The sequence below is a fragment of the Kribbella sp. NPDC051770 genome, from assembly GCF_040681455.1.
Taxonomy (GTDB): domain Bacteria; phylum Actinomycetota; class Actinomycetes; order Propionibacteriales; family Kribbellaceae; genus Kribbella.
Genome location: NZ_JBFAYT010000006.1, coordinates 79,931 through 100,920, shown reverse-complemented (window position 1 = coordinate 100,920; position 20,990 = coordinate 79,931). Strand labels below are relative to the sequence as shown.

At 68.4% G+C, this 20,990-nt stretch carries 16 protein-coding genes; 13 read left to right on the top strand and 3 right to left on the bottom strand.

The window, feature by feature from the left end; translation table 11 throughout:
- The first annotated feature begins 43 nt into the window (after positions 1 to 43).
- Entirely contained in the window at positions 44 to 2,152 is a 2,109-nt protein-coding gene (locus AB0M01_RS20815) for a molybdopterin-dependent oxidoreductase (RefSeq protein WP_363671798.1), read from the top strand.
- Here AB0M01_RS20815 and AB0M01_RS20810 read toward each other — a convergent pair.
- Entirely contained in the window at positions 2,132 to 3,145 is a 1,014-nt protein-coding gene (locus tag AB0M01_RS20810; RefSeq protein ID WP_363671796.1) for a LacI family DNA-binding transcriptional regulator, read from the bottom strand. The two genes, AB0M01_RS20815 and AB0M01_RS20810, sit on opposite strands and share 21 nt — an antisense overlap.
- 327 nt (positions 3,146 to 3,472) lie before the next feature.
- Between AB0M01_RS20810 and AB0M01_RS20805 the strand changes: the two genes are divergently transcribed.
- The 12 genes from AB0M01_RS20805 (at position 3,473) to AB0M01_RS20750 (ending at position 18,374) form a co-directional block, all read left to right on the top strand.
- Positions 3,473 to 7,318 (top strand): tetratricopeptide repeat protein, encoded by a 3,846-nt coding sequence (locus AB0M01_RS20805; RefSeq protein ID WP_363671794.1) that lies wholly within the window; start codon positions 3,473 to 3,475, stop codon positions 7,316 to 7,318.
- A 66-nt stretch (positions 7,319 to 7,384) separates the two neighbouring features.
- On the top strand, positions 7,385 to 7,603 hold the full coding sequence (locus AB0M01_RS20800; RefSeq protein ID WP_363671792.1) for a hypothetical protein: 219 nt from the start codon (positions 7,385 to 7,387) through the stop codon (positions 7,601 to 7,603).
- Between the two features lie 346 nt (positions 7,604 to 7,949).
- Positions 7,950 to 8,696, top strand: a complete 747-nt coding sequence (locus AB0M01_RS20795) for a sugar phosphate isomerase/epimerase (protein WP_363671790.1) — start codon at positions 7,950 to 7,952, stop codon at positions 8,694 to 8,696.
- The gene (locus AB0M01_RS20790) at positions 8,693 to 9,790 is read left to right on the top strand and encodes a Gfo/Idh/MocA family oxidoreductase (protein WP_363671788.1); all 1,098 of its coding nucleotides are present in this window, start codon (positions 8,693 to 8,695) and stop codon (positions 9,788 to 9,790) included. Before AB0M01_RS20795 ends, AB0M01_RS20790 begins: the two co-directional genes overlap by 4 nt.
- Positions 9,787 to 10,392 carry an SGNH/GDSL hydrolase family protein gene (locus tag AB0M01_RS20785; RefSeq protein ID WP_363671786.1) on the top strand — a complete coding sequence of 202 codons (606 nt, stop codon included), beginning with the start codon at positions 9,787 to 9,789 and terminating at the stop codon, positions 10,390 to 10,392. The genes AB0M01_RS20790 and AB0M01_RS20785 overlap by 4 nt, the downstream gene beginning before the upstream one ends.
- An 11-nt stretch (positions 10,393 to 10,403) precedes the next feature.
- Positions 10,404 to 12,854 carry a glycoside hydrolase family 2 protein gene (locus AB0M01_RS20780; protein WP_363671784.1) on the top strand — a complete coding sequence of 817 codons (2,451 nt, stop codon included), beginning with the start codon at positions 10,404 to 10,406 and terminating at the stop codon, positions 12,852 to 12,854.
- 34 nt (positions 12,855 to 12,888) lie between these two features.
- Positions 12,889 to 13,755 carry a MerR family transcriptional regulator gene (locus AB0M01_RS20775; RefSeq protein ID WP_363671782.1) on the top strand — a complete coding sequence of 289 codons (867 nt, stop codon included), beginning with the start codon at positions 12,889 to 12,891 and terminating at the stop codon, positions 13,753 to 13,755.
- Positions 13,756 to 13,791: 36 nt separating this feature from the next.
- Entirely contained in the window at positions 13,792 to 14,418 is a 627-nt protein-coding gene (locus AB0M01_RS20770; protein WP_363671780.1) for a 3D domain-containing protein, read from the top strand.
- Between the two features lie 196 nt (positions 14,419 to 14,614).
- Positions 14,615 to 15,283 (top strand): polysaccharide deacetylase family protein, encoded by a 669-nt coding sequence (locus tag AB0M01_RS20765; RefSeq protein WP_363671778.1) that lies wholly within the window; start codon positions 14,615 to 14,617, stop codon positions 15,281 to 15,283.
- A gap of 96 nt (positions 15,284 to 15,379) precedes the next feature.
- Positions 15,380 to 16,738: an APC family permease gene (locus AB0M01_RS20760; RefSeq protein WP_363671776.1), complete on the top strand. Its 1,359-nt coding sequence runs from the start codon at positions 15,380 to 15,382 to the stop codon at positions 16,736 to 16,738.
- Positions 16,735 to 17,151: a hypothetical protein gene (locus AB0M01_RS20755; protein ID WP_363671774.1), complete on the top strand. Its 417-nt coding sequence runs from the start codon at positions 16,735 to 16,737 to the stop codon at positions 17,149 to 17,151. The genes AB0M01_RS20760 and AB0M01_RS20755 overlap by 4 nt, the downstream gene beginning before the upstream one ends.
- Positions 17,151 to 18,374, top strand: coding sequence for a glutathionylspermidine synthase family protein (locus AB0M01_RS20750; RefSeq protein ID WP_363671772.1), 1,224 nt, complete (start codon positions 17,151 to 17,153; stop codon positions 18,372 to 18,374). The genes AB0M01_RS20755 and AB0M01_RS20750 overlap by 1 nt, the downstream gene beginning before the upstream one ends.
- On the opposite strand, the gene AB0M01_RS20745 is transcribed toward AB0M01_RS20750, so the two are convergent.
- Together AB0M01_RS20745 and AB0M01_RS20740 are read right to left on the bottom strand one after the other, a co-directional pair.
- Positions 18,375 to 19,835, bottom strand: a complete 1,461-nt coding sequence (locus AB0M01_RS20745; protein ID WP_363672532.1) for an NAD-dependent succinate-semialdehyde dehydrogenase — start codon at positions 19,833 to 19,835, stop codon at positions 18,375 to 18,377.
- 34 nt (positions 19,836 to 19,869) lie between these two features.
- Positions 19,870 to 20,937 (bottom strand): MsnO8 family LLM class oxidoreductase, encoded by a 1,068-nt coding sequence (locus tag AB0M01_RS20740; protein WP_363671770.1) that lies wholly within the window; start codon positions 20,935 to 20,937, stop codon positions 19,870 to 19,872.
- Between the last annotated feature and the right edge of the window lie 53 nt (positions 20,938 to 20,990).

The window sequence follows — 20,990 nt, the reverse complement described above, 5'->3', positions numbered from 1 at the left end:
GACGCATCTGGCCCGGGCGGTTACCCGGGCGTAGTTTGGCTGGATGGCAGCCACCGTGCGCAGGACCTCGTGCAACTTGTGTGAAGCCATCTGCGGCGTGCTCGTCACGATCGACGACGGCCGCGTCACCGACATCCGCGGCGACGAGTCCGACCCGCTGTCGCGCGGGCACATCTGCCCGAAGGCTGTCGCGCTGAAGGACCTGCAGGAGGATCCTGATCGGTTGACGACACCGGTACGGCGTACTACTTCCGGGTGGGAGCCGCTTGGGTGGTCGGAGGCTTATGCGCTGGTGGCCGATCGGTTGCTGGCGATCCAGAAGGCTTCTGGCCGCAATGCTGTCGGCGTGTACCTGGGAAACCCGAACGTGCACAGCCTCGGCGCGATGACGCACATGCCGACTGCCCTGCGGCTGCTGCGGACGCGGAACCGTTTCAGCGCGACATCGGTGGATCAGCTGCCGCACATGCTCGCGTCGTACTTGCTGTACGGGCATCAGCTGATGGTGCCGGTCGCGGACATCGACCGGACGTCGTACCTGCTGATGCTCGGGGCGAACCCGCTGGCGTCGAACGGGAGCATGATGACGGCGCCGGGGTTCGGGCGGCGGTTGAAGGAGCTGCGGCGGCGTGGTGGCCGGGTGGTGGTGATCGATCCGCGGCGGACGGAGACGGCGGCGGTCGCGGACGAGCATCATTTCGTCCGGCCGGGGACCGATGCGGCGTTCCTGTTGGCGCTGATCCATCAGGTGATCGCAGATGGTCGCGCGAAGGTTGCGTCCTATGTGGACGGGCTGGAGGCTGTGAAGCTTGCGGTCGCTGAGTGGACGCCGGAGCGGGCAGCTTCTGCTACTGGGATTCCCGCCGACGTGATTCGGCGGATCGCTCACGAGTTCGCTTCGGCTGATCGCGCGGCTTGTTACGGGCGGGTCGGGGTGTCGACGCAGCAGTTCGGCGCGGTCTGCCAGTGGGCCGTACAAGTGCTCAACATCATCACCGGCAACCTCGACCGGCCGGGCGGCACGATGATCCCGCGGCCGGCCGTCGACACCCTGCGCGGGATCGGCCGCGGCCACACCGGCGCCTGGTCGAGCCGGGTCCGCGGGCTGCCGGAGTTCGGCGGCGAGCTGCCGGTGTCGGTGCTGGCCGAGGAGATCCTGACCCCCGGCGACGGGCAGATCCGCGCGCTGCTGACCGTCGCGGGGAACCCGGTGCTGTCGACGCCGAACGGGCGCAAGCTCGACGAGGCGCTGGACGGGCTGGAGTTCATGGTGGCGGTCGATCCGTACATCAACGAGACGACCCGGCACGCGGACGTGATCCTGCCGCCGACACCGCCGCTGGAGCGGGACCACTACGACCTCGCGTTCCACCAGCTCGCCGTACGGAACACTGCGCGGTGGAACTCCGCCGTGCTGCCTCGGGCCGCGACGGCTCGCCATGACTGGGAGATCTTTCGGGACCTCGGGCTGGAGCTGCTCAACCGTCGCCCCTGGTCGCGGCAGAAGCTGCTCGCGTCCGCGCGCCTGCGGCTGTCGCCCGCACGTGTGGTCGACCTCGGACTCCGGATCGGCCCGTACCGGCTGTCGCTCCGCAAACTCCGGCGATCCTCCGGCGGCATCGACCTCGGGCCGCTGCAGCCCGCCCTGCCCGGCGCCCTCCACACTCGCGGCAAGCGGATCGACCTCGCCCAGCCGGCCATCCTCGACGACCTGCCGCGGCTGGCCGACCATTTGGTTGCTCCTAGCAACACCGACGACCTGGTCCTGATCGGCCGCCGCCACCTGCGCAGCAACAACTCCTGGATGCACAACTCCGCCCGCCTGGTGAAGGGCAAGCCGCGCCACCAGCTGCTGATGAACCCGGCCGACCTCGCGCACCGCTCACTCACCGACGGCGATCTGGTCGAGGTCACCTCCGCCGCCGGCTCCGTCGCCGTGGAGGTTGCCGCAAGCAACGACATGATGCCCGGCGTGGTCAGCCTCCCGCACGGCTTCGGCCACGGCCTGCCCGGCGTCCGCCTGACCGTCGCCAGCCAGGTCGCCGGCGCCTCGGTGAACGACCTCACCGACGACGCGGTCACCGACGCCCTGGCCGGTACGGCGACGCTGAACGGCGTACCGGTGAAGGTCTCAGGCGCGCGGCGGGCCTGAGCTGTCGCGGATCACCAGGACAGGCGTGGAGTACAAGTGCGCCTCGGGCGCGGCGCCATCGAGCAACCCGAACAGCCGCGTCGCCACCTCCGCGCCGTACGCGACGATGTTGTGGCTCATCGCGGTCAGCGTCGGATGCGTGATCCGGCACAACGCCGAGTCGTCCCAGGCCACCAGCGTCACATCATCCGGCGACCGCAACCCGAGCCCGTTGACCACCGACAACCCCGCGACGGCCATCAGATCGTTGTCGTAGATGATCGCCGTCGGCGGCTTCTCCGCGGTCATCAACTCCCGCGTAGCCGCGGCGCCTTCCTCACCAGAGAAATCCGTGTGCCGAATCCGCAACTGCACCCCAAGCCGCCGCCCGACCGCCGCGTAGGCCTGATCCCGAATCCACACATGCCCGTGCTCCGGCGGCCCGGCAACCCGAGCGATCACCTTGTGCCCCAGCGACGCGACGTGCTCCACGGCCGCGTTCATCGCCGACCGCCCATCGGTCCACACCGACGTCAGCCCATCAGCGAGCACCGGATCCCCCACGATCACCGCCGGCAGCTCCAGCTTCCGCAACAACGGAATCCGCGGATCATCAACCCGCAGGTCAACAACGATCACCCCGTCGACCCGCCGCTCAGCAGCCCACTTCCGGTAGGTGGCCATCTCCTCAACCAAATCCGGCACCACCTGCAACGCCAGGGCATACGACTTCTCCCCCAGCACCGACTCCACCCCACCCACGAACCCCATGTAAAACGGCTCTTCACTCAACGTCTTCGCAGTCCGAGCCAGCACCAACCCAAACGTCTCACTCCGAGCCGCCGACAGTTGCCGAGCCGCCCGGTTGGGCACCCACTCCAACTCCTCGGCCACCTTCAGCACCCGAGCCCGCGTCGCCTCCGAAACCCCCGGCTGGTTGTTCAACGCGTACGACACCGCACCCTTGGAGACCCCGGCCCGTCGAGCGATCTCCTTGATGGTCACACGGCCCACGACGAGCCTCCTTCGAACGGGCGGTCCGAACCGTGACGGGCGGCTCGGCAGACCCACATTCTGCGCCCACCCCCACTACCTGTCAGCAGGTAACCGCATTCCCTCACCGAGAGCGACGATTTGATCAAACCTAGGCGACTCGATTGGTCGCGAGGAGGACAGGTTCGCGAAGGCGGAACCTGTCAGAGGGTTACGCGCCGTGAGAGACATCGCTAGGGTCACTGGGGGCGGACACCGGGTGGGGGGACGATGGGTAGGGATGCTGAAGCTGCAGAGATCAATGCACTCGTTTGGTCGGGTCGACCGAAAGAAGCCACAGCCGTCGCAATGGACGTGCTCAGTCGAGACCCGGGCAATACCGACATCCTGGCGGCGATGTCGACCGTGCAAAGCGCTCAGGACCGGTTTGTCGCAGCACTCGAATGGGCCGATCGCGCGCTCGCCATCGACGCCGACCACGTCGCTGCCAGGGCTGCTCGAATAAACTCACTGATCTGGTGCGGGCGCTACGAGGAAGCCGAAGACGCGCAGCGGCAGGCGGTGGCCGCACACCCCGCGAACCCAGACATTTTGATTGCTGCAGCACGTCTGGCATCGCACCTCGATCACGACGATGAGGCGATCGAGTGGATCGAACGAGCCTTGACGGTCGACGCTCACCACGTGGAGGCACTCGCAGCGCGTATCAGCTACCTCCACTGGGCGCGCCGGGACGAGGAGGCCGAAGAGGCTGCCCAGACAGCACTGCAGCGCTGTCCGATGGAACCGGTCCTGGCGACCTTGCTCGCCGCTTACTTTGTCCACCGCAAGCACTACGCCGAGGCAGACGAACTGCTCGACGGTCTTCTCCGGCTGGATCCCGGCAATGCGGTAGCACTTAGCTCGCGTCTCGATTCACTGCGACTTGCCGGTCGCCACGGCGATGCCGCCGAAGCCGCGAAGGCTGCCGTCGAACGGCGCCCGGAAAGTGCGCCCCTCTTGATCGCCGCGGCTCGGGTAGCTCTGACCGAGGACCGTTACGACGACAGTCTTGCGCTACTTGAGCAGGCATTGGCCTTGGAACCGGACTCCGCGAAAGCGCTCGACGTTCGGATCAGAGTTCTCCGCGATGCAGGGCGCCCAACCGATGCCGCCGTAGCCGCTGCGGAAGCCGTGAGGCTTCGCCCAGACGCCCCGGACGTCCTGGTGACGGCGGCCTGGGAGGCCATGCACGGAGATCGGAACGACGAATCCATCGCCCTCATCGAGCTGGCTCTCAAACACGACCAGCTACACACACCCGCCCATATGGCCAGAATCAATTTTCTCCGTTGGTACCACCGCGACGCGGAGGCCGATTTGGCGGTTCGGGCGGCCCTCGCCGCGCGCCCCAGACGGAGTTCCGTGCTTGTCGCGGCCGCACGTCAGCACCACTGGATGGACCGACAGGACGAGGCTGTGGCGTGCCTTGATGAGGCCTTGTTGATCAAACCCCACGACAGCGAGCTGTCCACCTTCCGCATCGCATTGCTGCGAGCGGCCGGACGATATCAGCAAGCAGAGGAGGACCTCGATGAACTTCTCCAACGATCCCCGCAAGATCCTGATGTTCTGGTCGCTGCTGCTGCCCTGAACAGCGAGAAGGATCATGACGTCGAAGCTCTGGAGTGGGTCGATCGTGCACTGACCGCAGATCCGCAGCACCTGGAAGCGCTCAGTCAGCGAATCGAGCTGTTGCGATGGGTAGGGCGGTACAGCGAAGCCGATCAAGCGGTCCGGACGCTGATCGATCACAACCCTGACGACCCATATGTCTTCGCGCACGTCAGTGGCTACTACTCGGATCTGCACCGCTTCGCGGAATCCTTAAAGTGGATCGAACGCGCGATATCACTCGCTCCTGAAGACAACGAGATTCGCCGCCAGTATCTCGACCAGCTCCGCCGGGCCCATCAGCACGAGGCGGCAGGTCAGCAAGCGGCCGAACTGCTCACGAGCGATGCAGCCGCGGACCCAGCTGCCCTCGTGTCAGTCGCTTGGTGGGCCAGCGCGCAGGGGCGCTTCGAGGACATGCTTGACCTCACAGCCCGCGCTCTGTCGGCGGCTCCTTCCAATCCTGGGGTCCTGATCGCGCGGATGCGTGCATTACAACTCCTGCGCCGCGATCAGGACGTCGACGAGGCCGCACGAGAGGCCTACCGCTGCCGGCCACGCAATCCGTCGGTTCTGTTGGAGATCGCGGGCGCGCTCAGCCGACGCGACAACGAGGCAGAGGCGGTGCGCTGGGCCGACCGTGCACTTGCTGTTGATCCCCTGAGCGCCGAAGCGTTGAGCGCGCGTATCGACTTCCTCGTCTGGGCGCGGCGTTTCGACGAAGCGAAACAGGCCGTCGAAGAGGCCCTCAAGGTTCGCCCCAGATCGACCGAAGTCATGCTTGCCGCTGCGTGGTTGTCGATCGGCATGGATGACCCCAACGAGGCGCTCGCATGGGTTGACCGATCCCTGAGCATCGATGCGTACGACTCCGAAGCGCTCACCCTTCAAGTCGACTTCCTGCAGAGACTCCGACGATACGACGAAGCCCACCAGAAGGCGGCCCGGGCGGTCGAGCTGCTACCTGACGATCCCGACATGCACCGCTCGCTCGGACTGGTGCTGGATGCCCAGCTCAATTTCGCCGAGGCACTTGATTCGTTCGCGACCGGACAGGCGATCGCCCCATACGACACCGACCTCATTGTGGCGCGATCGGCGACGCTGCGATCAATGCGCAGATACGGCGACGCCGAACGTGAAGTAACAATGTCCCGGAGCCTCCAGCCGTACGACCGCGACCTGCAGACCGAGCTGGGATGGATTCACCATGACCAGCGACGCCTGGCCGAGGCCAAACGATGCTTCGAGATGCTTTACAGCTCCGCTCGGAACAGCACCGAGCGTGGCGACGCGGCGATCGGTCTGGGCTGGACAGCCTTCGCAGGCGGACGCTACCCCCAAGCGGAGGCATTCTTTCGACAGGCGGTCGAGCTAGATCCGTACGACGACGACTATCAGCTCGCCCTGGCATGGGCGCTGACCCGGCAGAATAACCCGAGTCGCTGGGACGAGGCCCGCCGAATCGCCCACGCTGCATCTGTACGGGTGGCCAATCCCCCAGCACACATCTGCCTCGGGGTGCTGGCCTTCCGCACCGGGGAGTTCCCTTCAGCAGAGTTCCATCTGCAGCGGGCCCTGGATCTGGACCAGTACCGCGGGAGCCTGACGGATCTCGGTGCGCTGTACGCACAGATGAGCCGCAGGCGGGATGCCGAGGAGGTCTTGCAGAAGGCCATCAAGCGCGACCGATACGACGCGGCTGCGCATATCGAGTTGGGCGCAGTGCTCCTCGCGGCCGGTGGCGACCGGTTGCCGGAGTCTGAATTGCTGTTTCGGCAGGCGTTGGCGATCGATCCGACGGAGGGGACGGCCGCGGTCGGACTCGCGCAGGTGCTGGAGAGGGTAGGAGACGACACGGAGGCTGAAACCTGCCTGCGGCAATGCCTACAAGCGGGAGACGTGCACCAACGATGGCGGGTCGAGCTGGCGCTGGCTCGGGTGCTGATCGGTCGCGGGGACAAGCAGCAGAATGTCGACATCTTCACGGACGCCTACAAGCACGCCCAACGCGCGATCGACCGGGCGCCGGGAAGCGAAGCGGATCCCCATTATGTGGCGGGCGTTGCCTACCACCGGATGGGATCGTTGGCGGTCAGCGGGTTAGGAAGCCACGATTTCCGGCGTCGCGCGAGTCAACATCTGAAGCAATGTCTTGAGCGGGACTCCGCGCACATCGAGGCACAACGGAGTCTGTTGCTGCTGGAGCGCGAGAAGAAGGCCTCAGGGCCACTGGTGCACGGAGGCTACGCGTTGGCTGTCATGTCGTGTGCGCTGCTCGTGCTGCTCTGGCTCACGTTCTTCTTCTCTTCAAAGATCAGTGGGGTGGTGGTCGGATCGGTGACGCCGGTACTCGTCGGATTGTTCGCTGTCTCGTTGCTGCTGCCGTCGTTGATCAAGTTGAAGATGCCCGGCTTTGAGGCCGATCTACAGGCAGGCACGGGTAGTTTGACGCCTGGTCCGACCGGCGAGATCACCTTCGGGCCGAATAGATTCACGGTCAGCACGGGGCCTGCAGGAAAGCTCGGACGGAGGCAGTAGCCGACGCTGGCAAGCGTCCGATGCCGTGCGATGATCCAGCCTGCTACATAGAGTTACGTTGTGGTTATGGATGTTGAGGAACTGTTCGCTGCCTTTCCGTGGGCTCGCTTCCTGCCTGCGGACGACAGGTCCGAGTTCCTCCGTGAGTTCGTCGACATGACCGGTGCTGGGGAGAACAACATCCCAGCACGCGTGCTGCAGATGATCGTCGAGTGGCGCAGCACCGCACAGGTCCACGCCGACCCCAAACTGCTGGCAGCGTTGCAGGAACCACAGAGGACCTGAGGCGGGGTGCCGGCCTCAGCCCCAGCGGCGGTCCGACTCTCTCCTCTCTTGCCTTGCCCTTCTTTCTCCCTTGATCTTGTCCTTTGTGCTCTGTCTTCTTTCGTGGACTCGCATCTCTTCTCTTGGCTTTCACTGTTCTGTCTTTCTCTAATTCCTTCGTGCCCCGGTCCTCGTACTCGCCCCTCACTCCTGGTAAGCGCTTGCCTCCGTTGACCAGTCAGTGGTTCGACTCTGGTCTTGCCGGGAAGTCTTGGGATAGTCTGCGGGGCGTTACTTAACCGGTTCGGTCAAGGATGTCGTGGGGACTCTGGGCAGCGGAGAAACCATGGCGAACGAGGAGAGAAGCATGGTCGCAGTGGACAACCTGTCCCTTCAGCTCTACACCGTGCGGTACAAGCTGGAGGAGGACTTCGACGCCACCCTGGCTCGGATCGCCGAGATCGGGTACACCAAGGTGGAGCCGTTCGGGCTGGTGAATCTCGCCGCCCAGCTGGCCGACGCGCTGCCCAAGTACGGACTGTCGGCGCCGAGCACGCACGCGGGGCTGCTCCGGGACGACAACGGGCCGATCTTCGAGGCTGCCAAGCAGCTGGGGATCGGGACGGTCATCGACCCGCACACCGACCCGGCGCGCTGGCAGTCGGCGGACGAGATCAAGGTGATCGCCGAAGGGCTGAACGCCGCCGCCAAGGTCGGCGCCGAGCACGGGATCACCGTCGGCTACCACAACCACCACTTCGAGCTGGAGTCGGTGATCGACGGGGTGCACGCCCTGGAGATCCTGGCCGACCACCTGTCCGACGAGGTCATCCTCGAGGTCGACACGTACTGGGCCGCCGTCGGCGGGGCCGACGTACCGGCTCTGCTCGGGCGGCTCGGTGACCGGGTGAAGGCGCTGCACGTCAAGGACGGTGACGGCACCCTGGACAACAAGGCGCAGGTCGCGGTCGGCGACGGCACGATCGCCGTCAACGACATCCTGGCCGCCGCCCCGACCGCGCTGCGCGTGGTCGAGCTGGACGACTTCACCGGCGAGATCTTCGACGCGGTCGAGGGCAGCTTCCGCTACCTCACCGGGCAGGACCAGGCATGACCCAGGTCGGCGTAGGGGTCATCGGCGCCGGAGTCATCTCCGACGCCTACATCAAGAGCATGCAGAGCTTCCCGGACCTGAAGGTCGTCGCGATCGGCGACCTGCGCCCGGAGGCGGCCAAGGCGAAGGCCGAGGAGTACGGCATCGCGGCCCACGGCGGCCCCGAGGCCGTGCTGAACAACGCCGACGTCGAGATCGTCGTCAACCTGACGGTCCCGGTCGCGCACGTCGAGGTCGCGCTGGCCGCGATCGCGGCCGGCAAGCACGTGTGGAGCGAGAAGCCGTTCTCGCTCGACCAGGAGAGCGGCCTGAAGCTGCTCGCCACCGCCAACGACGCCGGGCTGCGGCTCGGCTGCGCGCCGGACACGATCCTCGGCCCGGGCCTGCAGACGTCGCGCCGGATGATCGCCAACGGTGACATCGGTACGCCGCTGACGGCGCTCACCCTGATGCAGTCCCCCGGCCCGGAGTCCTGGCACCCGAACCCGGCGTTCCTGTTCCAGGAAGGCGCCGGTCCGCTCTGGGACATCGGCCCGTACTACCTGACCACGCTGGTGCAGCTGTTCGGCCCGGTCGCCGCGGTCGCGGGTCTGGGCTCGAAGTCGCGCGAGAAGCGCACGATCGGATCGGGCCCGCTGGCCGGGACCGACTTCGACGTGACGGTTCCGACCCACGTCAGCGCGATCGCGCGGTTCGAGTCGGGGCAGTCGTCGCAGAGCATCTTCAGCTTCGACTCGCCGCTGCCGCGGGCCGGGTTCGTCGAGATCACCGGCTCCGAGGCGACCCTCGCCGTCCCGGACCCGAACCGGTTCGACGGCGAGATCAAGATCCGCCGCCGGGGCGGTGACGACTGGGAGACCGTCGCCACCACCGAGGCGACGGCCGAGCGCGGTACCGGCGTACTGGAGATGGCGCGGGCGATCCGGGCCGACCGGCCGCACCGGGCCAGCGGTGCGCTGGCGTTCCACATCGTCGACGTGATGGCCTCGATCACCGAGTCCATCGACACCGGCGCGTTCGTGGACGTGACGAGCACGGTCGAGGTCGCCCCGGTCCTGCCGGACGACTGGGACGTGAACGCGGCCACCCTGTGACGGACCAACTCCTGGACCCCCGGCGGACCATCGTGTTCGCCGGGGACTCCGTCACCGACTGCGGCCGGCGCACCGACCCGGCCGGCCTCGGTGACGGCTACGTGAAGAACCTGTACGACGCCCTGCCGGGCCCGACGATCGTGAACGCCGGCATCAGCGGCCACCGCGCGGCTGACCTGGTCGCCCGCTGGGAGACCGACGTCCTCGCGCACCGGCCCGGCCTGGTCTCGATCCTGATCGGGATCAACGACACCTGGCGGCGCTACGACGAGGACGACCCGACGTCGGCGGAGCAGTTCGAGGCGTCGTACCGCAAGCTGCTCGACCCGCTGGGCGGCGTTCAGCTGGTGCTGGTCGAGCCGTTCCTCGTCCCGGTGGACGACGAGCAGCGCGGCTGGCGCGAGGACCTGGACCCCAAGCTCGAGGTGGTTCGCCGGCTCGCGACCGAGTACGGCGCGCTGCTGGTCCCCGCGGACGTCGAGTTCACCGCCCGGGCGGCCGAGGTCGGCCCGGAGACGCTCGCCGACGACGGCGTGCACCCGACGGCCGCGGGCCACCGCCTGCTGGCCGATCTGTGGCTCAGAGCCCTCAACAATTCGTAGAAAGTACTTCGTTGAACCTCACCTCTGACAATGGCATCAGCTGGACCGTGCGCGCCGTGGCCGGTCAGGTGCCGGACGCGCACCAGGCCCTGCTCACCGCACCGATCGCCGCGACCGTGCCGGGTGAGGTGCACACCGACCTGCTCGCGGCCGGCGTCATCCCGGACCCGTTCGACGGCGCCAACGAAGGCGCGCTGCACTGGATCGGCCGGACCAGCTGGGCCTACCGGACCACGTTCGACTGGGCGCCCGACGGGCACGCGGTCCAGGAGCTGGTGGCCGAGGGCCTGGACACCGCCGCGACCGTCACGCTGAACGGCTCCGAGATCGCGAAGACCTGGAACCAGCACCGCTCGTACCGGTTCGACGTCACCGCACTGCTCGTTGCCGGGAGCAACGAGCTGGTGATCGAGTTCGCCGGCCCGGTGGCCACCGCGAACGAGATCGCCGAGCAGAGCGGGCGCTGGCCGCACACGAACCTGCACCCGTACAACGCGATCCGCAAGATGGCCAGCAACTTCGGCTGGGACTGGGGACCGGACGTCGCGACGGCCGGGATCTGGAAGCCGATCCGGATCGCGTCCTGGACCGGCGTCCGGATCGACTCCGTCCGCCCACTGGCGGGTCTCGACGGGTCTAACGGCACGCTCGACGCGAAGGTCGCGCTCGCCTGGGCCGAGGGATTCAGCGCCGAGGCAACGATTCGCGTCGAGATCGGCACTGTGAGCAACGAGGTGATCGTTGCCGCGGGCACCACCGAAGCATCGATTCAGGCAGCAGTTGCCGACGTCAACAAGTGGTGGCCGCGCGGGCACGGCGAGCAGCCTCTGTACGACGTCGCAGTGTCGTTGAGCGCCGGCGAGCAGACCGACGGCTGGACCGGCCGGGTCGGCTTCCGGACGATCACCATCGACGTCGCCCCCGACGAGCACGGCGGCCCGTTCGTCCTGTCCGTGAACGGCAAACCGGTCTTCGTCCGCGGCGCGAACTGGATCCCCGACGACGCGTTCGTCACCCGGCTCGACCGGTCGACGTACGAGCGCAGCATCACCGACGCCGTCGACGCCGACATGAACCTGCTCCGGGTCTGGGGCGGCGGCATCTACGAGACCGACGACTTCTACGACGTCTGCGACGAGCTCGGTGTGCTGGTCTGGCAGGACTTCCTGTTCGCCTGCGCGGCGTACTCGGAGGACGAGCCGCTGCGCAGCGAGGTCGAGGCGGAGGCCCGCGAGGCCGTCGCGCGACTGAGCAAGCACGCCAGCCTCGCGGTCTGGAACGGCAACAACGAGAACATCTGGGGCTACGTCGAGTGGGGCTGGCGGCAGCCGCTGGCTGGGCGGACCTGGGGCGAGGGCTACTACTTCGACCTGCTCCCGAAGATCGTCGCCGAGCTCGACCCGCGGACGCCGTACTCGCCGGGCAGCCCGTACTCCTACGACCACTTCATCCACCCCAACGACGAGCGCAACGGCACCATGCACGTCTGGGACGTCTGGAACCAGGTCGACTACTCGACGTACCGCAAGTACAAGCCGCGGTTCGTCTCGGAGTTCGGCTTCCAGGGGCCGCCGGCCTGGTCGACGCTGACCTCGGTCGTGCACGACCAGCCGCTGGACCCGTACGGCGAGCAGATGCTCGTGCACCAGAAGGCGTTCGAGGGCAACTTCAAGCTGGAGCGCGGCCTCGGTGAGCACCTGCCGGTGTGGAAGAACATCGATGACTGGCACTGGACGACGCAGCTCAACCAGGCCCGGGCCGTTGCCTACGGCATCGAGCACTGGCGCAGCCTCTTCCCGCTGAACACCGGCACGATCGTGTGGCAGCTGAACGACAACTGGCCGGTGATCTCCTGGGCGGCCGTCGACGGGCACGGGCACCGCAAGCCGCTCTGGTACGCACTCAAGCACGCGTACGCCGACCGGCTGCTCACCGTGCAGCCGCGCGACCACGAGCTGGTGGTTGCCGGGCACAACGACACCGACTCGACCTGGTCGACCTCGATCACGGTCGCCCGGCGCAGCACGACGGCCGGCGGTGCGGTACTCGCGCAGGAGAGGTTCGCGCTCGAGGTCGGAGCCCGCTCGGCGGTGCTGAACACCCTGCCGGAGTCGCTGACGAAGGCCGGCGACCCGACCACGGAGTACCTGGAGGTCCGGGGTGCGGACGGGAGCGCGGCGTACTGGTACTTCGTCGAGGACACCGCGCTGCAGCTGAGCGGCGACGCGTACACGGCGACGGTCAACGCGACCGGCGATGGCTACGACGTCACCGTGACGGCGACCGCACTCGCGAAGGACCTGGCGCTGTTCCCGGACCGCCTCGACGCCGCGGCGAAGGTCGACAGCGGCCTGATCACCCTGTCCGCAGGCGAGTCCCACACCTTCCACGTCACCGGCGCCGCGGCCCCGGCCGAGGTCGGCGTACCGGTGCTGCGCTCGGCGAACGACCTGGTGGCTTGAGTCTCCCCTGGGTGGAGACCGCAGAGTTGAGGGCATGACCTACTCGATCGGCGAACTGTCCCGGCGGACGGGCCTGAGTGTGAAGACCATCCGCTTCTACTCCGATCGAGGGGTCGTGCCCACGACCCGTTCCACGGCGGGCTATCGCCAGTACGACGCGGAGGCGCTGTCGCGGCTGGAGTTGATCCGGGCGCTGCGGGATCTCGGGGTTCCACTGGCGCGGATCGAGCAGTTGCTCGCCGGCGCCGTTGCTCTCGAACAGCTGATCAGGCTGGAGGAGGAAGCGCTGGAGGCCCAGCAGCAGACCCTCCGCCTGCGCCAGGCCGTCCTGCGAGCAGCCCGCCGCCCGTCGCCCGCGGCGAGGGGCGGCGGGGAGGAAAGCGTGGGGGCCGGGCGGCTGGGATCCCTTCAGCAGTTGGGAGCACTGTCATCGGCTGGGCGGGCTGCTGTGGTGGACGACTTTCTGGCGAGCGTCTTCACGGCAGCTGAGCCGGTGCTGGCGGCGGCCCGGCAGTCGATGATGCCGGAGCTGCCGGACGATGCGTCGGTGGAGCAGATCGAGGCCTGGGTCCGGCTGGCCGAGCTGGCGCAGGACGTCAGCTTCCGGGAGCTGATGCGGGAGCTGATCGACGGCTACACGGGCGAGTCGCTTCGGCCGGACGAGGTGGTTCGGGTCTGCCGGGCGGTGCGGCCGGCGATCGGGCTCGATCCGCGCTCGGCGGAGGCGGCGCAGTACGTGGAAGCTGTTGGCGTGGTCGACGTGGATCGGCTGGCGCTGGCGGCCGACGTACGGCGGGAGACGTACTTCGAGCTGCTCGCCGTGGTGAACGGCTGGGCGGCTCCGGACGACACCGCGGCGACGCTGCGGTGGTATCTGGAGGCAGTTACGTCGAGACCTTGACTGAAGGGTGGGGCGGGGCCGCCTGAGCACTACCTCGTGGTTCCGCCCGGCGGGCACGGGAACGGGACGACAGCACCGGCGTACGACGTCAGCAACCGGCTGCCGGCCCCCGGTGGGGTGAGCGGCGGGCTCGGTGCCGACGGGAAGGTGACGTTCACCTTCAGCCGCGTGCCGGGCGCGAAGGCGTACCGCGCGTTCAAGAACGGGCAGGCGTTGCAGTGGATCAGCGACTGGGGGCAGCCGACCCTCACGGTGACCGACGCCAGTCCGTGCACCGGCGCGCACTACCAGCTCTACGCGATGACCGCCGAGGACACCGCGGCTTCGTCGATCGGGCAGATCAGTACGTCGTACCGGCTGAACGCCGCGAACCGGCTCGCGCCGTTCGCGCTGGCGAAGGGGACGACGCTGACGAACTACCGCGTCTCGGCGTACAACGACGTCGCGCAGACCGCGCTCGGCTACAACGCCGGGACCGGGATCTGCGCGGTGGACGCGCGGATCGTGCCGTGGGGGACGCGGTTGTTCGTGCCGGGGTACGGGCACTGCTACGCCGCGGACATCGGGAGCTGGATCAAGGACGACATCGTCGACGTGTGGTTCCCGCCGGGGCCGGCGGCGGACAACTGGGGGATCCAGCAGCTCACGTTGACCGTGGAGTGACGCATACTCGTGTCCTGTGACTGGGGCACGGGGATGGTTGTTGCTGGCGTTGTGCGCGGTGCTGGTCGGGTGTGGAGACACACAGCCGGCAGCAGATCCACCACCGACCCCGCAGGCCACCGCGTCAGCAAAGCTGACGCCGAGGCCCACCCCCACGCCGACCAGCAGGCCCGGTGAGTCGCACGAGCAGAACCTGATGCCGATCGTGCAGCACGGTCCGCGGGACAAACCGCGGATCGCGCTCACGTTCGACGCCGACCTCACCACCGTGATGCAGCGCCGCCTGACCAGCGGCAAGGTGAAGTCCTACTACAACGACGCCCTCTTCCAGCACCTGCGCGAGCTGAAGGTCCCGGCGACGCTCTTCCTCACCGGCCTGTGGATGGAGCAGTACCCCGACCGCACCCGCGAGCTCGCCGCCGACCCGCTGTTCGAGCTCGGCACCCACACCTACGACCACCGCGCCTTCACCAAGCACTGCTACACGCTCGGCACCGTCCCGAAGCCGGCGATGCTCACCGACGTACGCCGGGCCGTCACGATCCTCGACCGGCTCGACCCGCACGCCACGCGCTGGTTCCGCTTCCCCGGCGGCTGCTACGACGGTACGGCGCTGCACGAGCTGGCTCCGGCCGGCGTCACCGCGGTCGGCCTCGACGTCCCGGGCGCGGACGGCTTCGCCAAGTCCCCGAAGCCGATCGTCAAGCAGGTCCTGTCGCACGCGCAGAACGGCTCGATCGTCGTCCTGCACATGCACGGCGGCGACAACGCGCCGTACACCGACGAAGCCATCGTCCCGATCGTCACCGCACTCCGCGCGAAGGGCTTCGAACTCGTCACCGTGACGGAACTGATGGAGCGCTGAGCACGTCAGTACGTGCAGTCAGCTGAGCGCAGACCCGGGTGGGATGGCACTCTGGGGGCTGATCGAGATGGTCCGGCAACCAGAGGGTGGGGCACTGTGACGACGACGGAGTCGCGGTCACGCGGCCGCAACCTGCGTCGTGACGCCCTGGGCGTCGGAGCAGGGACGGCGATCGGCGTCTCGTCCACCGCACCGGCGTACTCACTGGCTGTGTCGGTGGGACTGCTCGCTGCGTACACCGGGGCCGCAGCGCCGCTCGTGCTGGCGCTCAGCGCCGTACCGGTCGTGCTGGTCGCGCTCTGCTTCCGTGAGCTCAACCAGGCCGAGCCGGACTGCGGTACGACGTTCCCGTGGACCGAGAAGGCCTTCGGGCTCGGTGTGGGCCGCATGGTCGGCTGGACCACCGTCATGGCCTGTGTACTGGTGATGAGCAACCTGGCGCAGGTCGCCTCGGTCTACACCTACGCACTGCTCGGTCTGGACAGTGCAGAGGAGTCCCAGCTCGCCCAGGCTGCGCTGGGCACGGTCTTCATCCTGGTGATGGCTCTGCTCGCCTACCGCGGCGTGCGGGTCGCAGCTGGCACTCAGCTGCTGCTCCTGTCGGTTGAACTGATCGCACTGCTCTGGTTCGTCGTCGGAGCGTTCCGCGAGGCCGGCACGCTCAGCATCCCGGCCTTCTCCGACACAGGTCAGGGCGCCTGGGCCGCCGGCGTACTGGTCGCGGTGTTCCTCTACTGGGGCTGGGACTCGTCGTTCAGCGTCAACGAGGAGTCCCGCAACCCCCGCAGCACACCAGCGATCGCAGCGCTCGTGTCCAACGCCATCCTGGTCGTCCTGTACGTCGTGGTCGCCTGGGCCGCCGTCGCGTACGCCGGGACCGAGCAGCTGGCCGACATCGCCGACGACGACTTCTTCGCGGTCCTCGGCCAGGACCTGCTCGGTACGGCGGGCGGCAAGCTGCTGATCGTCGCGGTGCTGGTCTCGGCGCTCGCCTCCACCCAGACCACGATCCTGCCGACCGCCCGGACGATGCTGTCGATGGCCCGCCGCGACGCGTTCCCCGGCCGGTTCGCCCGGATCTCCAAGCGGTACCACACGCCGAGCGTCTCGACCTGGGTGTTCGCGGCGGCCAGCGTGCTGATCTACGTGACCCTGGTGCTCACCTCGGACGCCGTACTGGCCGACTCCGTCGCGGCGGTGTCCATCCTGGTTTCGCTGTACTACCTGGCGACGGCCGTCGCCGTACCGGTGTACTTCAACGGCCAGATCCGCGGCCGCGTCGTGCAGCGGGTCGTCGTACCGGCGCTGGCGACGGTGTCGTTCGTGGCCGTGCTGGTGCTGGCGGTGGCCGATGTGGGTACCGGGCCGCTGGTTGTGGTGGGTGTGACGATGGTGGTGGGTGCCGCGGTGATGTTCTCGATGAAACCGCCGGCCGAGGGGGAGGGACGACGATGAGCGACCGCCGGATGCGCAGTGTCGGGATCACGCTCGGCCTGACCGCGCTGGTCGCGGCCTCGCTGACCGGCTGCTCCAGCGACGACGACCAGCCGGAGTACGCCGCGATCTGCGTCGACCCGCAGACCGAGCAGCGCACCGACGACAGCAACTGCAAGGACGAGCGCGAGTACCACGGCTCCGGCGCGGGCTTCTTCTGGTTCTACATGGCCACCCGCGGCGGCGGGCTGGTGCCGCCGATCGGCGGCCGCTACAACGCCGGCCAGGGGACGTACACGATCCCGCGGACCAGCCAGACCGGCTCCGGCAGCCCGACCATCAAGCGCGGCGGGCTGGACACCAAGGGCGGCGACATCGGGACGATCTCGCGCGGCGGGTTCGGCAAATCGGGCAAGGGGAGCTCTGGCGGCTGATGTGGCGGCACTCGATCAAGCCCCGCAAGGACTGGCGCGACACCGTCGTCGAGCAGGGGCTGGTCTTCCCGATGACCGACATGCCCGACGGCTCCGAGCGCCCGTACTGGAACGAGAGCGCCTGGTACGAGGTGACCATGGACGAGGTGCTGCACCTCGAGGAGGTCACCGAGGAGCTGTACGGGATGTGCAAGCACGCCGCGGCGGTGATGGCCGCCGGCGACCGGTTCAGCGACGCGCAGCTCGGGCTGCAGCCCGGCACGCTGCCGCTGGTCCAGGAGTCGCTGAAGCGTGACGACCTGTCCGTGTACGCGCGCTTCGACCTGGTCTGGAACGGCGTCGAGCCGAAGATGCTGGAGATCAACGGCGACACCCCGACCGGCCTGCTGGAGTCGGCGGTGATCCAGTGGAACTGGCTGGAGGACGTGTTCCCCGACGCCGACCAGTGGAACTCGGTGCACGACCGGCTGGTGAAGTGGTGGAGCGACCAGCGGGCGGCCGGGCGGTTCCCCGGCAACGAGGCGCACTTCTTCAACTCCGGCGCCGAGACCAGCGGCGAGGAGGCGATGACCGTCGCCTACCTGCGCGACACCGCGGCGATGGCCGGGCTGGCGACGTACGGGCACGAGATCGAGGACCTCGGCTGGGAGTCGAACCAGCGCGCGTTCGTCGACTGGGGCGGGCGGAGGATCCGGACCGCGTTCAAGCTGTACCCGTGGGAGGACATGCTCGACGACGAGTTCGGGCGGTACCTGCTGGCCGGGACCGAGCGCGAGCCGGTGCAGTGGATCGAGCCGATCTGGAAGACGATGCTGTCCACCAAGGCGATCCTGCCGGTGCTCTGGGAGCTGTACCCCGACCACCCGAACCTGCTCCCGGCGTACTTCGACGACCCCGGCGACCTGCTCGAGTGGGTCGCCAAACCGCTGCACGGGCGGGAGGGCAGCAACATCCGGATCCACACCATCGGCGGCGACGACCACGTGCACGACGGGCCGTACGACACCGAGACGATGGTGTACCAGGAGTGGAGCCCGCTGCCGTCGTACGAGGGGAACCGGGCGGTGATCGGCAGCTGGATCGTCGACGGCGCCGCGGCCGGGATGATGGTCCGCGAGTCCGACGGGCCGATCACCGACTACTACGCCCGGTTCGTCCCGCACGCGATCGGTACGTCGCCGCGGCCGGATCAGGAGACGATCCAGCAGTGGCTGACGGAGTGATCACCCCAGGTTGACCGCGACGTACTTGACCTCCAGGTACTCGTCGATGCCGACGCTGCCGCCCTCGCGGCCGAGGCCGGACTGCTTGACGCCGCCGAAGGGCGCGGCCGGGTTGGAGACGATGCCCTGGTTGAGGCCGATCATGCCGGTCTCGAGCTTCTCGGAGACCCGGAGCGCGCGGCCGAGGTCGCTGGTGAACAGGTACGAGACCAGGCCGAACTCGGTGTCGTTGGCCATCGCGACCGCCTCGTCCTCGGTCTCGAACGCGGTCAGCGGCGCGACCGGGCCGAAGATCTCCTCCTTCTGCAGGCGCGCCGACTTCGGTACGTCGGTGAGCACGGTCGGCGGGTAGAAGTATCCCTTGCCCTCGGCAACTTCTGCGCCGGTCAGGACGCGGGCGCCCTGCTCGACGGCGTCGTCGACCAGCTCCTTGACCTTGGCGCGCTGCTTGGCGTCGATCAGCGGGCCGACGTCGACACCGTCCTCGGTGCCGCGGCCGACCTTGAGCTTCGCCATCCGTTCCGTGAGCTTGGTTGCGAACGCTTCGAGCACCGGCTCCTGCACATAGATGCGGTTGGCCGCCGTACAGGCCTCGCCGCCGTTGCGCATCTTGGCCAGCATCGCGCCCTCGACGGCCTTGTCCAGATCGGCGTCGGCGAAGACCAGGAACGGTGCGTTGCCGCCGAGCTCCATGCTGGTCCTGAGGACCTGCTCCGACGCTTGCTCCAGCAGCTTCTGCCCGACCGGCGTCGAGCCGGTGAACGACAGCTTCCGGGCCCGCGGGTCGCGGATCAGCGGCTCCATCACGCCGCCGGAGTCGCTGGTGGTGATCACGTTGAGGACGCCCGCGGGGAGCCCGGCCTCGGTCATCAGCTCGGCCAGCTTCAGCATCGACAGCGGCGTCTGCGCGGCGGGCTTGATCACCATCGTGCAGCCGGCCGCGACCGCCGGGCCGATCTTGCGGGCGCCCATCGCGGCCGGGAAGTTCCACGGCGTGATCAGCAGGCACGGCCCGACCGGCTGCCGCATCACCAGGAACCGGCCCTGCCCGTTCGGGGCGACCTGGTAGCCGCCGTCGATCCGGACCGCCTCCTCGGCGAACCAGCGGAAGAACTCGGCGGCGTACGCGATCTCGCCCTTGGACTCGGCGACCGGCTTGCCCATCTCGAGCGTCATCAGCAGCGCGAGCTCGTCGGCGCGCTCGGTCATCAGCTCGTACGTTCTTCTGAGGATCTCGCCGCGCTCGCGCGGAGCGGTCGCGGCCCAGTCGGCCTGGGCGGCGACGGCCGCGTCGAGCGCTTTCAGGCCGTCGGCCGGGGAGGCGTCGGCGACCTGGACGAGCGTCGTACCGGTGGAGGGGTCCTCGACGGCGAGCGTTTTGCCGCCCTCGGCTGCTCGCCACTTGCCGCCGACGTACAGGTCGGTCGGACATGCTTGGACGACATCCTGCTCGCGCGACATGGTCTGCCTTTCCATAGGTGGGGCAGTACCCACTTTAGGCAGTTGCTACGAAGTGCGGGGCAGAGCGGGGAACGGTCCGGATGGCCCGGGTCAGGGCCGCCGCGACCGTACGGAGGATCGAGGAGCGCACCAGGCCGTCGTACGCGAGGGGGGCGAGCATGATCTCGGCCGCACCGGTCCCGGCGGCCAGCTTGGCCAGTCCGGCCGCGACCGTCGAGCGGGAGCCGACGATGTGACCGGGGTCGTCCAGGAGCCGTTCGGCCCGGCCCCTCTCCCGTCCGGTGATCGGGGGCTCCAGCAGCTCGAGCAGCTCGGCCGGAGTGGCCCGCGGCGAGGCAGCGGCCAGCCGGTGCTTCACCCGGACGTACTCGGCCAGCCTGTTCAGCGCCTCCTCGTCGGTGTCGGCAGCAACGACTCCTACCGACACCCCCAGGTAGGGCTTGCCAGTGGGACCGGTCGGCTCGAACGTGTCCCGGTACGCCGCCGCGGCCGCGACGGTCGTCTCCGACGCGGTCAGGAAGATCGGCAGCCCTCGTACCGCGGCCAGCTGCGCCGTGGCCGGCCGGTTCGCCAGCACGAACACCGGTGGCGGCAGCCCGGCCAGCGTGAGGCGGACGTCCCCCACCGGGGTCCGTCCGGGCAGACCGTCACGCAGGAACCGGCACAGCTCGTCCAGGCGCTGCGGGAACGTCTCCCGCGCGTCACCGGACCAGCCGAGCGCAGCCGCGGTACAAGGAGCCGACACGCTGCCTTCGCTGACCCCGAGGTCGATCCGGCTCGGGTACGCCGCGGCCAGCGCAGCGAACTGCTCGGCGATCAGCAGCGGCCTGTGGTTGCCCAGCAGCACTCCCCCGGAGCCCAGCCGGATCCGGTCCGTCCGAGCAGCCAGTACGGCGGCGAGCACCGCCGGCGCCGCACTACCCACCCCACGCACCCCGTGGTGCTCAGCGACCCAGAAGCGCCGGTAGCCGAGATCGTCGGCGGTCTGTGCGACCTCCACGGTCTCCCGCACCGCGGCGGCGGCGGACTGCCCAGCCGGCTGCGGCACGACGTCGAGCACCGAGTGGGCTGAGACCGGGAGACCGGGAGCTGGGCTGTACACCCGTCCACCGTGCCAGCCGGACGCCGTACCCACATGGGGGATTCGCCCCCATG

Coding starts and splice junctions, on each gene's coding strand:
- AB0M01_RS20750 (WP_363671772.1), top strand. CDS start 17,151: ATGTGGCGGCACTCGATCAAGCCCCGCAAGGACTGGCGCGACACCGTC.
- AB0M01_RS20790 (WP_363671788.1), top strand. CDS start 8,693: ATGACCCAGGTCGGCGTAGGGGTCATCGGCGCCGGAGTCATCTCCGAC.
- AB0M01_RS20800 (WP_363671792.1), top strand. CDS start 7,385: ATGGATGTTGAGGAACTGTTCGCTGCCTTTCCGTGGGCTCGCTTCCTG.
- AB0M01_RS20805 (WP_363671794.1), top strand. CDS start 3,473: ATGGACGTGCTCAGTCGAGACCCGGGCAATACCGACATCCTGGCGGCG.
- AB0M01_RS20815 (WP_363671798.1), top strand. CDS start 44: ATGGCAGCCACCGTGCGCAGGACCTCGTGCAACTTGTGTGAAGCCATC.
- AB0M01_RS20755 (WP_363671774.1), top strand. CDS start 16,735: ATGAGCGACCGCCGGATGCGCAGTGTCGGGATCACGCTCGGCCTGACC.
- AB0M01_RS20745 (WP_363672532.1), bottom strand. CDS start 19,835: ATGTCGCGCGAGCAGGATGTCGTCCAAGCATGTCCGACCGACCTGTAC.
- AB0M01_RS20765 (WP_363671778.1), top strand. CDS start 14,615: ATGCCGATCGTGCAGCACGGTCCGCGGGACAAACCGCGGATCGCGCTC.
- AB0M01_RS20795 (WP_363671790.1), top strand. CDS start 7,950: ATGGTCGCAGTGGACAACCTGTCCCTTCAGCTCTACACCGTGCGGTAC.
- AB0M01_RS20775 (WP_363671782.1), top strand. CDS start 12,889: ATGACCTACTCGATCGGCGAACTGTCCCGGCGGACGGGCCTGAGTGTG.